The sequence below is a fragment of the Delftia sp. GW456-R20 genome, assembly GCF_001622915.1.
Taxonomy (GTDB): Bacteria; Pseudomonadota; Gammaproteobacteria; order Burkholderiales; family Burkholderiaceae_C; genus Comamonas; species Comamonas acidovorans.
On sequence record NZ_LWCN01000003.1, the window covers coordinates 944,332 to 958,299 of the forward strand.

General features: G+C 67.6%; 12 protein-coding genes. 6 read left to right on the forward strand and 6 right to left on the reverse strand.

From position 1 onward, the window contains the following. Positions 1-13: 13 nt before the first annotated feature. From egtB to A4F85_RS05490, 3 genes are all read right to left on the reverse strand, one after another. Complete coding sequence (egtB, locus tag A4F85_RS05480) at positions 14-1,312, reverse strand: ergothioneine biosynthesis protein EgtB (protein WP_063325888.1); 1,299 nt, start codon at positions 1,310-1,312, stop codon at positions 14-16. Next, positions 1,299-2,357, reverse strand: a complete 1,059-nt coding sequence (gene egtD / locus A4F85_RS05485) for an L-histidine N(alpha)-methyltransferase (RefSeq protein ID WP_063325889.1) — start codon at positions 2,355-2,357, stop codon at positions 1,299-1,301. The genes egtB and egtD overlap by 14 nt, the downstream gene beginning before the upstream one ends. Positions 2,358-2,745: 388 nt before the next feature. Beyond that, on the reverse strand, positions 2,746-3,360 hold the full coding sequence (locus A4F85_RS05490; protein ID WP_013801530.1) for an OmpW/AlkL family protein: 615 nt from the start codon (positions 3,358-3,360) through the stop codon (positions 2,746-2,748). 230 nt (positions 3,361-3,590) lie between these two features. Here A4F85_RS05490 and A4F85_RS05495 point away from each other — a divergent pair, with 230 nt between their 5' ends. From A4F85_RS05495 to A4F85_RS05520, 6 genes are all read left to right on the forward strand, one after another. Further along, the gene (locus A4F85_RS05495; protein ID WP_013801529.1) at positions 3,591-4,106 is read left to right on the forward strand and encodes a sigma-70 family RNA polymerase sigma factor; all 516 of its coding nucleotides are present in this window, start codon (positions 3,591-3,593) and stop codon (positions 4,104-4,106) included. Then, complete coding sequence (locus A4F85_RS05500; protein WP_063325890.1) at positions 4,103-5,140, forward strand: FecR family protein; 1,038 nt, start codon at positions 4,103-4,105, stop codon at positions 5,138-5,140. Before A4F85_RS05495 ends, A4F85_RS05500 begins: the two co-directional genes overlap by 4 nt. Positions 5,141-5,243: 103 nt before the next feature. Next, positions 5,244-7,715, forward strand: coding sequence for a TonB-dependent siderophore receptor (locus tag A4F85_RS05505; RefSeq protein ID WP_063325891.1), 2,472 nt, complete (start codon positions 5,244-5,246; stop codon positions 7,713-7,715). 279 nt (positions 7,716-7,994) lie between these two features. Beyond that, complete coding sequence (locus A4F85_RS05510) at positions 7,995-9,509, forward strand: hypothetical protein (RefSeq protein ID WP_063325892.1); 1,515 nt, start codon at positions 7,995-7,997, stop codon at positions 9,507-9,509. A 117-nt stretch (positions 9,510-9,626) separates the two neighbouring features. Further along, entirely contained in the window at positions 9,627-10,247 is a 621-nt protein-coding gene (locus A4F85_RS05515; protein WP_034396003.1) for a glutathione S-transferase family protein, read from the forward strand. A 617-nt stretch (positions 10,248-10,864) separates the two neighbouring features. Then, positions 10,865-11,119: a hypothetical protein gene (locus A4F85_RS05520; protein ID WP_012206639.1), complete on the forward strand. Its 255-nt coding sequence runs from the start codon at positions 10,865-10,867 to the stop codon at positions 11,117-11,119. Between the two features lie 34 nt (positions 11,120-11,153). Here the strand turns inward: A4F85_RS05520 and A4F85_RS05525 are convergent, their stop codons facing one another. From A4F85_RS05525 to A4F85_RS05535, 3 genes are all read right to left on the reverse strand, one after another. Next, positions 11,154-11,960: a tetratricopeptide repeat protein gene (locus A4F85_RS05525; protein ID WP_063325893.1), complete on the reverse strand. Its 807-nt coding sequence runs from the start codon at positions 11,958-11,960 to the stop codon at positions 11,154-11,156. 32 nt (positions 11,961-11,992) lie between these two features. Beyond that, a complete protein-coding gene (locus A4F85_RS05530) occupies positions 11,993-12,601 on the reverse strand; it encodes a hypothetical protein (protein ID WP_063325894.1) in 609 nt (202 codons plus the stop codon). A 307-nt stretch (positions 12,602-12,908) separates the two neighbouring features. Further along, a complete protein-coding gene (locus tag A4F85_RS05535; protein WP_063325895.1) occupies positions 12,909-13,886 on the reverse strand; it encodes a DUF808 domain-containing protein in 978 nt (325 codons plus the stop codon). Positions 13,887-13,968 lie beyond the last annotated feature (82 nt).

Below are 13,968 nucleotides of genomic sequence, written 5' to 3' on the forward strand. Positions count from 1 at the left end.
GGCACGGGCAGGCTCAGGCCAGATCCCTTGCCAGCCGCAGGCCGGTCATCTGCCAGCGCGCCTGGGTGGGGAAGAAATTGCGGTAGCTGGCGCGCGCATGGCCGGGCGGCGTGAGGCAGGAGCCGCCACGCAGCACGTACTGGTTGACCATGAACTTGCCGTTGTACTCACCCACCGCGCCCTCGGCCACCACAAAGCCCGGGTAGGCGGTGTAGGCCGACTGGGTCCACTCCCAGACCTCGCCCAGCGCATGGCTGCCGGTCTGCATGGCGCGCGGGTGCACGGGGCCGGGCGGCTCGCCGTGCTGCGGGCGCTGCGCCATCTGCGCGGCAAGGGCCGCCTCCCATTCCGCCTCGGTGGGCAGGCGCGCGCCGGCCCAGCGCGCATAGGCATCGGCCTCGAAGTAAGAGAGGTGGCAGACGGGCCTGCGCCCGTCCAGCGCCAGCGCGCCATGCAGGCTGAATTCCTGCCACATGCCGTCCATCACGCCACCGGCCTGGCGCCGCCAGTACCACGGGTGCTCCAACTGCTGCGTGCAGCGCCAGTCCCAGCCTTCGGCCAGCCACCACTGCGGCTGGGCATAGCCGCCATCCTTGACGAAGCGCAGGAACTCGGCATTGCTCACGGGCCGCTGCGCCATCTCGCAGCCCTGCAGGAACACCTCGTGGCGCGGGCGCTCGTTGTCGAAGGCAAAGCCCTCGCCCGCATGGCCCACGGCATGCATGCCGCGCGGCACGGTCAGCCACTGCAGCGGCGGGGGCAATCCATCGGGCTCTTGCGGCGCAGGCACGCCCTCTTCCTGCGCTCGGTACGCAGGCCACAGCGGGTGGCAGGACAGCAGGTGCTTGATGTCGGTCAGCAGCAGCTCCTGGTGCTGCTGCTCATGCTGCAGGCCCAGCTCCAGCAGCGCGGCCAGCCGCGCAGGCGGCTGCGTGCCCCAGTCCTCGAACATCTGCAGCATGCGCTGGTCCACGGCCTCGCGGTAGGCCAGCACCCGCGCCAGCGAGGGGCGCGTCAGCAGCCCGCGCTGCGCACGCGGATGCCGCTCGCCCACCTGCTGGTAGTAGGAGTTGAACAGCACGCGAAAGTCGGCATCGAAGGGCGGCACGCCGGGCGCGTGCTCGGCCAGCACAAAGGTCTCGAAGAACCAGGTGGTATGCGCCAGATGCCATTTGGCCGGGCTGGCGTCTGGCATGGACTGCACGCAGGCATCCTCGGCCGACAGGGGCGCGGCCAGCAGTACGGTGCTCTGGCGCACGGCCTCGTAGCGCTGCACCCAGCGGAAGACGGCGGGCATTTCACGCATGGGCATGGATCACGGCAAACCACTGGCGCTCATCCGTCCAGACCTGGCAGGGGCCGAAGCCCGCGCAGGCCAGCATGCCCAGGAATTCGGGCAGCGGGTATTTGTAGCTGTTTTCGGTGTGGATGGTCTCGCCGGCCGAGAAATGCCGCAGCCCCTGCGGCCAGCCCACGATCAGCGGGCGGCGCGCGCGCAGGTGCATCTCGATGCGCGAATGCTCGGCGTTGAAGAAGGCCACATGCTCCCAGTCGTCCGGGTTGAAGTCGCTGCCCAGCAGGCTGTTGACGTGGCTGAGCAGGTTCAGGTTGAAGCGCGCCGTCACGCCCTGGGCATCGTCATAGGCGGGCTCCAGCCATTGCGTGGACTTGGGCAGGTCTATGCCGATCAGCAGGCCGCCGTCGTCGTTGACCATGGCACGCATCTGGCCCAGCATGCGCTGGGCCTGTACCGGGTCGAAATTGCCGATGGACGAGCCCGGATAGAACAGCAGCCGCCCGGCCTGCGGGATATGGGGCGGCAGGGTCAGCGGCTCGGTGATGTCGGCCGTGACGGCATGGGTCTGCAGCTGCGGAAATTCCTCGGCCAGCCGGCGCACGGACTGGCGCAGGAACGCGCCCGCAATGTCCACGCCCACGAAATGCCGTGGCCGCAGGCTGCGGCACAGGGCGCGCACCTTCTCGCAATTGCCGGCGCCCAGCTCGATCAGCACCTCGCTGCCGCGCAGGGCCTCGGCCATGGCGGCGCCAGAGTCGGCCAGGATGGCGGCCTCGGTGCGCGTGGGGTAGTACTCGGGCAGCCGCGTGATCTGCTCGAACAGGTCGCAGCCGCGCGCGTCGTAGAGGTATTTGGGAGAGACCTGGGCCTGGGGCTGCATCAGCCCGTGCTGCAGTTCGGCGCGGGTCGCGCGCAGTGCGTGGTCCGCCCATTCCGGGGCCGCCTCGCGCCTGCCGCCCTGGGCGGGCGCACGCGGCGCCGAAGGCAAAGGCAGCGGCACGCGCTGGGCGCGCGATGCCAGGGCAGAGGAAGACACGGTCGAATCGTGGGCAGACAGCATGGTGGGGGCCTCGCGTTGTGCGCCGCCCGCCGCAGCATGGTGAATGCCGCATCCCGGCTTGCAGCAGGGCGCGGTCGCCAAGGGGCGGACAGCCAATGGTGACTGACGCCTGCAAACGGCAAGCGAGCCTCGCAAGACTCGCACCGGCAGGCCGAGGCACCAGCCTAGGCGCCTGCCCATGGCATGCGGGTAGGACAGTTTCCCCCGCGCGTGATTTTTTCGTGACCTGTCCGGTGGTGCGCCGCAGCATGTCCGCAGCAGGCGAAAGCGCCGGTTCGGACGAAAAAAATCCGGTATGCCGCGAACGGCATACCGGACCAAGTACCCATCCTTGCCTCACTACGCGCTGCCGGATGAAGCAGCGCGTGCCTCACTCATGATCCGGAGATCAGAAGCGATAGCCCAGTCCCACACCGACCAGCACCGGGTTCACCTTGAAGGTGCCCACCTTGGTGCCGGCGGAGCTCACGTCCGTTTCAATGAAGACCTTCTTCACGTCGAAATTCAGCGACCAGTTCTTGTCCAGCGCGTAGTCGAAACCGATCTGCAGCGCGCCGCCGAAACTGTTCTTCTTGATCGAGGGGTTCAGCGCGGCCTGCACGGCAGGGTTGAAGCTCACGCTCGAAAAGCGGGTGTAGTTCACACCGGCGCCGACGTAGGGCTTGAAGGCGCCGAAATTGGTGAAGTGGTATTGCGCCAGCAGCGTGGGCGGCAGGTGCTTGAGGCTGCCGATCTGGCCCAGGCCGTTGGCACGCAGGTCGTGCTTTTGCGGGTAGGTCAGCACCAGCTCGGCCGCGATGTTGGGCGTGAAGAAGTAGGACACGTCCAGTTCGGGCATCCACTTGTTGTTGATCGACAGACCCAGACCCGTGCTGTCCTTGTTGGCGCTGTCCAGATTCACGGCGCGCACGCGCACCATCCAGGGGCCTTCGGCCTGCTGCGCAAACGCGGCACCCGACGACAGGGCGCAAACGGCAGCAACGGCGAGCAGAGTTCTTTTCATGATGGAGAGTCTTGGAGTAGCCCGGGGCAAATCCCGTAGCTGTATTGCATCAGGGGCGGACGTGGCCGATCTTGTCCTAGCTCAAACCCGAAGGTGCGCAGCCCCGCATGGCCGGATCGCGTTGGATGCATGCAACGCATTGCGCGGCGGGCCAGTTGCGGGCAGGCTGCAGCCATTGCTCAAATAGAATGCGAATCATTATCAAATCCGCATTCCCAGGAACCCGCCCCATGGCCGCCGCGCCTTCGCACCCCGACATCGCCCTGCTCTACAGCGACCACCACGGCTGGCTGGTGGGCTGGCTCAGGCGCAGGCTGGGCAATCCCTGCGATGCGGCCGACCTGGCCCAGGACACCTTCGTTCGCGTGCTGGGCAAGCCCCAGTCCCTGCATGGCGTGCGCGAGCCGCGCGCCTGGCTCACCACCATCGCCCACGGCCTGGTCGTGGACCACACCCGCCGCGCCGCGCTGGAGCGCGCCTGCCTGGACGCCATCGCCAGCCTGCCCGAGCCGCTGGCGCCCTCGGCCGAGGAGCGCCATCTGCTGATCGAATCCCTGGTGCGCATGGACAACCTGCTGGCCGGCCTGCCGCCCAAGGCCCGCAGCGCCTTTCTGCTCTCTCGCCTGGAAGGCCTGAGCTACCCGGAAATCGCCCTGCAGCTGGGCGTGTGCCTGAGTTCCGTCGAAAAATACATGGCCACCGCCATACGCCACTGCCTTGCCCTGCGCAAGGAACTGACGGCGTGAGCACAGACCAGGCCCCCCAGACGCTGGAACAGGCCATTGCCTGGGCCGTGCGGCTGGCCTCCGGCACGGCCACCGATGCCGACCGCGCCGCCTGCCAGGCATGGCGCAGCAGCCACGCCGCGCACGAACAGGCCTGGCAACAGGTCCAGGCGGTGGAGGCCCAGTTCGCCCTGCCCGCCGGCCAGGCGGGACTGGCCCACGGCGTTCTGCGGTCCGCTGGTCCAGGTCCGGCGCGAGGCCGGCGCGCAAGCCTGCAGCGGCTGCTGTTCCTGGGCCCTGCTGCCCTGCTGCTGGGATCCATGGCATGGCGTTGGGCTGCACCGCGCGAGCAGATCGCGCTGGACACGGCCATCGGTGAGCGCCGCAGCACCCTGCTGGCCGACGGCAGCCGCCTGCACCTGGCACCGGACACGCTGGTGCAGGTGGATTTCACCTTGCTGCGCCGCGTGGTGCGCCTGGCACGCGGCGAGATCTTCATCGACACCGGCAGCGACCCGCGCTCCCTCGCGGGCCGACGCTCCTTCTGGGTGGAAACGCCGCTGGCCCGCTTCGAGGCCCTGGGCACCAGCTTCGGCGTGCGCCACGAAAAACACCCGGACACGGCCACGCGCCTGTACGTCACCGAGGGCCGCGTGGCCATCCATGTCAGGGCGCTGGACGGCACTGCGCCAGGCCCCCTGGACGCCATCGTCGCCACCTCCGGCGAAACCCATGTGCTGCACGCCGGCCAGCACCGCCCTGTTCGCCTGCTCGACGAAGGCCTGGTGCCCGACGCATGGACCGACGGCGTGCTTGTCGCCCGCCGCATGCGCCTGGACGCCTTCATGACCGAGCTGTCACGCCAGACCGGCATTCCCATGGAATGCGCCGACGACGTGGCTGCCCTGCATGTTTCAGGCGTATTCCAGCTGGACGGGCCGGATCCGGCGGGTCGTGCGCTGGCCGCCATTGCCCGCACGCTGCCTGTGCGTGTGGAGCGCGGACAAGGTGCGGCCAGCGGTGCCCACAGCGCCATGCGCCTGGTCAAAGCCTGATCCGGAATTTTTTTCAGGCAGTCATTACGGGTTTCACACCGCCCGTTCGGCATAGGAGCAAAGACATCGCTTTTTCCTTTGCCGCTTCTCAAGGACTGCCTCCATGCCCAGCCTGCCCAGTACCCGCCACGCTGCCCATCCGCCTTCCTGTACACGCCCCACGGCCCTGGCCACGCAGGCCTTGGCGCTGGGCCTGTTGATCACGCTGGGCCTGCCAGCGACCGCTCTGGCCCAGAGCCCGAGCTCCGCCCCGGATGCCAGGTCCATCCGGTTCGACCTGCCGGCCGGTGATCTGGAGACCAGCCTGCACAGCCTTGCGCGCCAGGCAGGCATCACCCTCTCGTTCGATCCAGCCCTGGTCCAGGGCCGACAGTCGGCGGCGCTGAGCGGCACGCGCGGCGTGCAAGAAGGGCTTGCTGCCCTGCTCGCCCCGCACCAGCTGCAGGCCACGCGCACGGCCGAAGGCGGCTGGGCCGTGCACCGTGCGCGGCCCGGGGCCGCGGCCGAGCATGCACTGCCTACCGTGAACGTGCTGGCCGATGCCGAGCATGAAAGCGCCTGGGGCGCCGTGCCCGGCTACGCGCCGCGCCGCAGCGCCTCGGCCATGAAGATGGATGTGCCGCTGCTGGAGACGCCGCAGCAGGTCAGCATCATCGGCGAGGCCCAGATCCGCGACCAGGCCATCTCCAGTGTGGCCGAGGCCGTGCGCTACAGCGCGGGCGTGCGTCCCATGGACTACGGCGTCACCGATGACGACGTGGCCGTGCGCGGTTTCTATCTGACCGGCACGGGCCTGTACCGCGACGGCATGCGCATGGTCCACAACGGCTTCATGACCAACCTGGAGCCATATGGGCTGGAGCGGCTGGAAGTCGTGCACGGCCCGGCCTCGGTGCTGTACGGCCAGTCCGCGCCCGGTGGCCTGATCAATGCCGTCACCAAGCGCCCGCGCGCCGGCATGCAGCGCGAAGTGGGCGTGGAATTCGGCAGCCACGACCGGCGCCAGCTCACGGCCGACATCGGTGGCGCCATCAATGAACAGGGCACGGCACTGGCCCGGCTGACCGTGCTCAAGCGCGAATCGGGCACGCAGTGGAATGGCCTGCGCGCCGATCGCAGCTACATCGCCCCCTCCTTCACGCTGCTGGGCGAGCGCACCAGCCTCACCCTGCTGGCGCAGTACCAGGAGGACGAAACCGGCTTCGTCATCCCCTACTACCGCCAGACGCCTGCGGGTTGGTCGGCCACGGACATCAACGTCAGCGGACCGGGATCTGGCCACCACAAGCGCAATGCCAGCGTGGGCTGGCTGCTGGAGCACCGCCTGAACGACCAGCTCACGCTGCGCAACAACCTGCGCTACCTGGACGGCCGCAACGACCGGCGCGAGATGCGCAACCGGGGCCTGACGGCCGACCAGCGCGGCATGGCACGCCTGGCCATGGTGCGGCCCGACGCCGAACAGACCTGGGTCATGGACACGCAGATCGAAGGGCGCCACCGGACGGGTGCCGTCTCGCACCAGTGGGCCGTGGGCTTCGACTACTACCGCTCCAGGCTCGACTGGCGCATCTACTCGCTCAACGGCGCCGTGGCGCCGCTGGACCTGGTCAACCCCATCCACATCGCGCCGAACTGGAATGACAACTACCTCAGCGACCGCGCGCTGGCCCGCACGCACCAGGCAGGTCTGTACGTGCAGGACCAGATCAAGTTCGGCGAGCGCTGGGTGCTCAGCGCCGGCCTGCGCCGCGACAGCGCACGCATAGACACCGACTACGACGCGCGCGCCGCAGCCAACGCGCCCTTCGCCATCACCACCGTGCGCCGCACCGACAGCGCCGTCACCGGGCGACTGGGCCTGATCTACCTGGCGCCCAGCGGCCTGGCTCCCTATGTGTCCTTCAACAACTCCTTCCAGCCGCCGCTGACCACGGTCACGGCCACCGACGCCAACGGCAGGCCCTACGAGCCCGAGACTGCGCGCCAGTTCGAGGCCGGCCTGCGCTACGCGCCGCCATCGGCCGGCTACACGCTCAGCGCCGCCGTGTTCGACCTGCGCAAGCGCAATGTGCGCACGCCATCCACACTCAACCCTCGCTTCGACGTGCAGACCGGCGAAGTGCGCAACCGGGGGCTGGAGCTGCAGGCCCAGGGCGAGATCGGCGGCGGCTTCTCGGCCATTGCGGCCTATACCTACCTCGACTCCAAGGTCACGCGCAGCAACAACGCCATCGAGATCGGCGCGCGCCCCGGCGCCACGCCGCGCCATGCCGCATCGCTGTGGGGCAAGTACCAGCGCGGCGCCCTGGAGCTGGGCCTGGGCCTGCGCCACATCAGCGCCACGCCTGGCGAGCTGCCCATGGACGGCGTGAAGACCCCCATGAACGACGCCTACACGCTGTGGGACGCCATGGCCGCCTACACCACCGGCCCGTGGCGCTTCTCGGTCAACCTCAGCAACCTCACCGACAGGCAGTACCGCACGCAATGCAACACCTTCCGTGGCGGCGCGCAATTTTGCGCGCTGGGCTTCGGGCGTGAGGTGCGTGTGGCTGCGGCCTATCGGTTCTGAGTGCCGCCATTGCTGCCGGCCAAAGCGGGAGCAATGCAGGCCCCGCTCTTGGAACAACGCCTGGCGGACAGCAGCAGACAGCCCACTCGGCATGCATCTGCAGCACGCTCGGTGCAGCTTCCATCCGGCACAGCGCATCGCGGACCTGCTCGTCTGGATCGGATGGCGTTGCGCCGCCGCAGCTGCATTGGTTCAGGCGCGCACGACGCCATCGACTTGACATTTCGCCCAGTCCACACCGCGCTCTGCTGGCGACAATCAGGCCTTTGAAAGGCGCGCATGCACTACGGCAAATCCCAGGCCATTGGAGACAAGAGCATCTTCATCATCGACACCGCCATGAGCGTGGTCGATGGCCGGCTCTACTACGAGTACTGCAACAAGGGGGACAGCACAACGTCCTTTCTGCGCGCCGTTGATGTGGCCACCGGCAACGTGCTCTGGGACCACCGCATGCGTGAGAGCGAGGGCATGTCGTGGTTCGTGGACGAGCGGCATCTGATGCTTTGCGACCAGGTGCTTGATGCCCGCACCGGCGAATGCCTGTTCGACTTCCATGCCGTGCCGGGCATGCAGGCCAGGCATTGGCCCGTTCCCGTGGAGCTGGACGCGCATCGCTGGCTCGTCGCGATGGAAGAGAGCAGTCCCGAGGGCCGCTATCTGCTGCTGGACCGTCGCAACTGGCAGGGCAGCACGCTGGCGCTGGGCCTGCAGGGTGTGTTTGTGCTGGAGGGGGCGGTCTACGGCTGGATCGTCCACCCTGAGCGCTCGGAGCTGCGGCGCTGGCATGAAACCGACGGGCACACCGAGCATGTGCTGTGGGTGGACAGTGCGCGCAACCTGTACTCGCCCGTCATTTCAGGCGCGTGGGCCGTGTTCGGCCCCGGCAGCAGAGACCACGTGGACATCGATGCACCCTGGCTTCGCATCCATCCTTGCAGCGGCGAAGTCCTGGCCATCACACCTCCCGTTCAACCTGACGATGAGCGCCGGCATGTGCATGCCCAGCGGGCAGCGCATCGTGACGGCGTGGTCTATTTCTGCTTTGCACGCCAGGGCATGTATGGCTATGACATTCGCAGCAACCGTTTCGGACCGTGCCTGTCGCCTACCCATGTCAGCGCGCCGCAATGCCATGCCGGCGTCCTCTATGGAATACAGGACAGGCACGAGGACGGCATGGAGCGGGCCTATCTTGTCGCCGTGGACCCGGACACCGGCACCCCGCTTTGGGAAACCCCGTGCAGCAGCCGCAACTACAGGCATCTGAGCGTGAGCGAATGCGGTGTCTTTCTGGGCATTGCGGGCGGCAAAATCCAGCACCTTCCGCCAGCGGGCCGCAGGCGCAGCACCCAAACGGCAGAGCCTGCCAAACGCGCCAAAAGCGCCAAGGCTGCCACCCAGCCGGTGCGCACCGTGCCACCCGAGTCTCCCTACGCACACATGCTGGACGACGCGCCCACGCTGCTCGATGCCCTGCAGGCGCGCGCCTGCGCGCAGAGCCCGGATAGCACCCTCACGGCCGTGGCCGTCTCCAGACCCTGGGCCATGGTGGCCTGCGTCGAATATGGCGAGGACCCCGACTTCCCCAATCTGCGCCTGCTGGATCTGCAGACCGATGCCTGGATCGCGCTCGACTGCAACGACCTGATCGACGCACCCATGATTGAAGGCATCACGTTCGTGGATGGCCAGGACGGGAAGCTGGACCTGCTACTGCATGACGGCGGCCGCCACACCATCCACATTGACCTGCCCGCACGCACCGTGCGTTGGAATGCCGAGCAGGCATAAGCAAAGACGCAGATGCCGCTTGCACGGCCGTGCGATACGCACTAAGTTGGAGGGCCGGCCCGGCCATCGGCGCCGGCTGCAGAATCTGCACGTATCCCATTCCTGCCCGTCTCTTTCATGACCACCCTCAAGCTCTACTACGCGCCCGGCACCTGCGCCCTGGCCACCCGCATCGCCCTGATCGAAGCCAATGCGCCGCACGAAGTCATCAAGCTCGACTTCCCCAAGGGCGAGCAGCGCAGCCCCGAATACCTGGCCATCAATCCCAAGGGCCGCGTGCCCGCCCTGGTGACCGAGCGCGGCGTGCTCACCGAAACGCCGGCCCTGCTCGCCTACGTTGCGCGCCGCTTCCCCGAGGCCCGGCTCGCCCCGCTCGACGATGCGTATGCCTTTGCCCACATGCAAGATTTCCACAGCTACCTGTCCTCCACCGTGCACGTGGCCCACGCCCACGGGCGCCGCGCAGGCCGCTGGGCCGATGACGAAGCGGCCATTGCCTCCATGCAGCGCAAGGTGGCAGCCAACATGGCCGAATGCTTTGGCGTGATCGAACGCCATTACCTGGGCGATGCCCCCTGGGTGCTGGGCTCGGACTATTCCGTGGCCGATGCCTATCTGTTCACCATTGCCGGCTGGCTGGAAGGCGACGGCGTGGACATCGCCGGCTTCCCCAAGGTGCAGGCGCATTTCAAGCGCATGGGCGAGCGCGCTGCCGTGCGAGGCGCACTGGGGAGCTGAGAGGGGGAGGCTGCCCGCGATACCCGCAATGAAGGTGCTTGGGTCAGGTATCTATCGCAGGTTTGCGGCAGATGCCGTCCACTTGCCGATTCATCAGGAAGGAACGCTGGCGCGCAATGCCTTGCCCACATCGGCAGCGCCTCGGCCAGCACCTGGCTGCGGAAGGCCTCCGGCAAGGCACTGGGCGTCAGCCCATCGACCGACATGCCCAGCAGGCGCTGCAGTTCCTCCTGGATGGCGGCCTCATCCATCAGGGTCGCACGGTGGGACTCGACCACATGGCGAATCCCGGTACGGTTCAAAGCCAGCGCTTCGGAAGGTTTCATGCATTCCTCGCCATGCATGGCCATCGCACAGCAGATGCCGCGTCGAGTGCATCCACTCCAGGTCGCCGGGTCAAAGCGCCTTGCAACCGCCTCGGCACATCCGCCACATTCAACAGAAAATCCAGCATCTCTGAAAGCCATTCGTAAATTTCCCTTGGCAGTCCACCAAGCCCCGGGCCTCTACCGCCGTCCGCAAGCCTTGCCTACAGTCGCCAGGACAGGCAGGGGCGTTGCACAAGGCGGCGCCTTTCGCCATTCCAGAAACGACGGGTTCAGACGACAGGGTGGAGCATGCAAAGACAAGCCAGGGTGATTGCCATCAACAACCAGACGGGGCTCATCGGCCTGCAGCCGGAGGGAGAGGACAGCTGCGTGCTGGCGCAGCAGCTCGATACCCGCCCCGTGAATACGGGCCAGATGCTGTCAGGGGAGATGGACAGCGTGGGTATGGAGACGTTTGTGAACGCGCAGACGCAGGACCGCATCGAGGTCTTCGTCGAGGCCTACGGGTTGTCTGCAGAGGCCGTGGAGCTCGCCCTGCGCTGAGCGGGCTGCAGGGCGGAATGTGCAGGTGCCAGCGTCAAGGCCGCGCCCACTGCGCCAGCGTGTGCCGCGCCAGGGCCTCGACATCCAGCGGAGACTGCGGGTCTAACGCAAGCTCTCCCAGCATCACCATGGCCTCTGGGATCTGGTTGCGTTCGCGCAGCACCATGGCCTTGTTCAGAAGCAGAAAGCCGCGGGTCTCGGCATCGGGGCCGGCCTTCAGGCCGCTGTCCAGCAGGGCGAGACGTTTTGCGGGGTCGTCCTCCAGATGGGCGGCGGTCTTCCAGGCGGGAGCGAAGCCGGGCGTCTCGCGGGTCATGGCCAGCGCGGCCTGGCGCGCCTTGTCGCGGTCGGTTTCCCACTCCAGGGCAAGGTAGCGCAGGTAGGTGCCTTGGGGGAGCTTGCCGTCACGCTCCATGCGCAGGCTGTGCACGGCCGTCTTGGCGGTGAAGAAGCCCCTGGGCGCCAGTGCATCCACGCGCCGGTAATGCCGATAGGCCGCGTCAAAGTCCTTTTGCAGCAGGTAGGTGAATGCAGCGTCGTAGACGGGATAGGGCCAGCGGGGCGCCAGCTTCGAGGCGGTCTCGAAATGTGCCAGGGCGGTGCGGTAATCGCCGTTCTGCCCTGCAGCGCGGCCCAAGGAATGGGCATCGCGCGCGGCCTGGCTGACGGGTGTGGCGGAGGGCAGCTCCCAGCTGAAGCGGCCATCGGCCTTGTCCAGGTCGCTGCGCCTGAGCACGCGGCCGGCGCTGTCCTTGAACACGATGTCGTCGGCCGCCAGGGCTGGCGCCGGCGCCAGCAGTTGCAATGCCACAGCCGCGGCAGCAAGCAAGGAGAACTTCATGGTGTATCGGGCCTTGTTGGGAAGCCCCGATATTAGGGCGCAGCCCCTGTGGTGCTGACGGCAGGCAGGGATTTCACTGCGCAGGCAGGCGGGGCAGGCCGGCTCCTGGCCCGGCCGCGCTTGCGGGCCAGGTGATTCATTTGCCATTCCAGCGATTCGGTGTCGAAGTCGAAGGCGTCGAGCAAGGCAATGGCTTTTCGGGCCTCCCTGAAGTCGATGTCCGTGATGGGCGGGCCATGCATCAGCGACAGGTCATGCTTGAGCAGCCACTCCTGCAGATCGGCCAGGGCGATGATGGAGACGCCCTGGTTGATGAGCTGTGACGCGCTGACCTGCGCGAGCACGGCCGGCGTCAGCTGCCTGGACGAGCGCAGGCCCAGCACCTGCTTGAGCTTGGCCACCAGCGGCGTGCGCAGCTCGAACTGGGGCAGGCTCTCGAAGTGGGCCAGGGATTCGAGGTACAGCTGCGGCTCCGCGTGGATGGCGGCCAGGTCGTTGGGCAGATGCAGCAGCTCGCAGATGCGGTTGAGCGCCGTGCGCGCGCGCTCGGTGCTGAGTTTCTCGGCCCTGCCCGCTTGCGCGAGCGTGCAGCCGGCGATGACGGACCGCAGCACGCTGGCCTTGGTGAGGTTGGAAATCATGGAGTCCCCCTGATGAACACCCAGGGACCGGTGCGGATGCGAATTCAGCCGCCCGGTCCCGACAACGGCTCCGCTGCGGCAATGGGCCGCTCCCGGAGCCTCGGCGGCCGGCAGGCGCAAACGCATTGCGCCGCCGCCAAGGGACAGGAGGACGCCTGGCCTTGCGGAGTTCCAGGGGGAATGCATGTGCTTGCGCCCACAGTCAAATGCGATGCGCCGAAGCGAAAATTCCATGCAAACGGGGGCCGTACGGCCCCCGTGGCGTGCCTTGCCGGCTCCAGGGCCGGCGGGCGATGTTTGCCGCGACTCAGCGGCGGCGCAGGCGCTTGATGCCTTCGACAGCCGCCAGCACGATGGCACCGGCCACGATGCCGGCCACCGCGTTGAGCACATTCACCGCCAGCACGCGCCACAGGCCGCCCAGCGCACCCTGGGCCGCGGCCTCGCCCAGGCCCTCCACGGCGTGGTGCAGCGCAGGCACGCCGTGCACGAGAATGCCGCCACCCACCAGGAACATGGCGGCCGTGCCCGCAACGGACAGCCCCTTCATCAGCCAGGGCGCGGCGGCGACGATGCCCCGGCCCAGCGCGCGGGCCGCGGCGCTGGCACGCTGGCCCAGCCACAGTCCCAGGTCATCGAGCTTGACGATGCCGGCCACCAGGCCATAGACGCCCACGGTCATGATGAGGGCAATGCCCGCCAGCACGGCGACCTGCTGCCCGAACGGCGCCGAGGCCACGGTGCCCAGCGTGATGGCGATGATCTCGGCCGAGAGGATGAAGTCGGTGCGCACGGCGCCCTTGATCTTGTCCTTTTCCATGGCGACGAGATCGACGCCCGCATCGGCATTGGCCTGGGTCAGGCGCTCGCGCTCCACGGCATCTTCCTCGGGCGAATGCAGGAATTTGTGGGCCAGCTTCTCGCAACCCTCAAAGCACAGAAAGGCACCGCCGACCATGAGCAGCGGCGTGACAGCCCAGGGAATGAAGGCGCTGATCAGCAGCGCCGCCGGCACGAGGATGGCCTTGTTGATCAGCGAGCCCTTGGCCACGGCCCAGACCACGGGAATCTCGCGCTCGGCCCGCACGCCCGTGACCTGCTGGGCGTTCAGGGCCAGGTCATCGCCCAGCACGCCGGCCGTCTTCTGTGCAGCCACCTTGGTCATGACGGACACATCGTCGGCCATGGCCACGCTCTTGCGTGCCGCCACCTTGGTCATGAGGGCCACGTCGTCCAGGATCGCTGCAATATCGTCCAGCAGCATCAGCAAACCAGCACCAGCCATCGCATTACTCCAGTGAATTGTTCGGGGAACTTCTTTTTGCCTGGGCGCCATCATGGGGCCTGGGCATGTCCTGCCCATGTAG

Excerpts from the sequence above, each read along its gene's own strand:
- A4F85_RS05530 (WP_063325894.1), bottom strand. The coding sequence starts at position 12,601 with ATGATTTCCAACCTCACCAAGGCCAGCGTGCTGCGGTCCGTCATCGCC.
- A4F85_RS05520 (WP_012206639.1), top strand. The coding sequence starts at position 10,865 with ATGCAAAGACAAGCCAGGGTGATTGCCATCAACAACCAGACGGGGCTC.
- A4F85_RS05510 (WP_063325892.1), top strand. The coding sequence starts at position 7,995 with ATGCACTACGGCAAATCCCAGGCCATTGGAGACAAGAGCATCTTCATC.
- A4F85_RS05505 (WP_063325891.1), top strand. The coding sequence starts at position 5,244 with ATGCCCAGCCTGCCCAGTACCCGCCACGCTGCCCATCCGCCTTCCTGT.
- egtB (WP_063325888.1), bottom strand. The coding sequence starts at position 1,312 with ATGCCCATGCGTGAAATGCCCGCCGTCTTCCGCTGGGTGCAGCGCTAC.
- A4F85_RS05535 (WP_063325895.1), bottom strand. The coding sequence starts at position 13,886 with ATGGCTGGTGCTGGTTTGCTGATGCTGCTGGACGATATTGCAGCGATC.
- A4F85_RS05495 (WP_013801529.1), top strand. The coding sequence starts at position 3,591 with ATGGCCGCCGCGCCTTCGCACCCCGACATCGCCCTGCTCTACAGCGAC.
- A4F85_RS05515 (WP_034396003.1), top strand. The coding sequence starts at position 9,627 with ATGACCACCCTCAAGCTCTACTACGCGCCCGGCACCTGCGCCCTGGCC.
- egtD (WP_063325889.1), bottom strand. The coding sequence starts at position 2,357 with ATGCTGTCTGCCCACGATTCGACCGTGTCTTCCTCTGCCCTGGCATCG.
- A4F85_RS05490 (WP_013801530.1), bottom strand. The coding sequence starts at position 3,360 with ATGAAAAGAACTCTGCTCGCCGTTGCTGCCGTTTGCGCCCTGTCGTCG.
- A4F85_RS05525 (WP_063325893.1), bottom strand. The coding sequence starts at position 11,960 with ATGAAGTTCTCCTTGCTTGCTGCCGCGGCTGTGGCATTGCAACTGCTG.